Consider the following 777-nt stretch of genomic DNA (forward strand, 5'->3'; position numbering starts at 1 on the left):
AACCTATACCAAAAATAATGTTAATCAAGATTCTTATAATTACATATCAGATAAGTATTGGTTTAATAATTATCTATCAACTAGCAATAACAAATTTGATGGATTAGGAGTGAAAGTTGCTGTATTAGATACTATCCAAAGTAAAAATAAATGTTCGTCTCATTATAATAATAAAAATATTCAAGTTGAAAAGACATTTCATGCAGATGAAGTCATATCGACAATTCTTTCAATTTCACCAAATATTTCCCTCTATTGTGCGTCAGTTGCTTCTGCTAGTGGAATGGTTGATATTGATGAACTCTCAATGGGAATTAAATGGGCTATAGAAAAAAAAGTGGACATAATTAATATGAGTTTGGGTTTCGAGAGAAGTAATAAAGAAATAGATTCGCTAATACAACTAGCAAATAAAAAAGGAATTTTAATGATTGCAGCATCTGGAAATCAAGGCAAAAGTATTCTTGAATATCCAGCTTCCTCTCAGTTTGTAATAGGTGTTGGAGCAGTGGACTCGAATGGGAAAAAATGGGTTTATTCAAATTATGGCGATGACTTAGATTTTGTGTTACCTGGGGTCTTTTATGAATCAGAAAAAAACTTTAAACAGGGTACTTCGTATGCGGCTGCAGCTATGACTGGAATAGTAAGTAGATTATTAGAGGAATTCCATTATATTACCCCTTCGATGGTATATGCTAAATTAATTGAAATGACTAATAATGAAAACGGTTTTAATAAATTTATGGGTCATGGAATACCTACATTTCGTAAAAG

The 777-nt window shown here is 31.1% G+C and carries 1 protein-coding gene; it reads left to right on the top strand.

Translation table 11 applies throughout. From position 1 onward, the window contains the following. Window positions 1–777: S8 family peptidase (locus tag CN514_RS20380; RefSeq protein WP_098234154.1), on the top strand; the 777-nt coding region annotated here is incomplete at both ends.

Origin of the sequence: Bacillus sp. AFS001701, assembly GCF_002559405.1 — a bacterium.
Taxonomy (GTDB): Bacteria; Bacillota; Bacilli; order Bacillales; family Bacillaceae_G; genus Gottfriedia.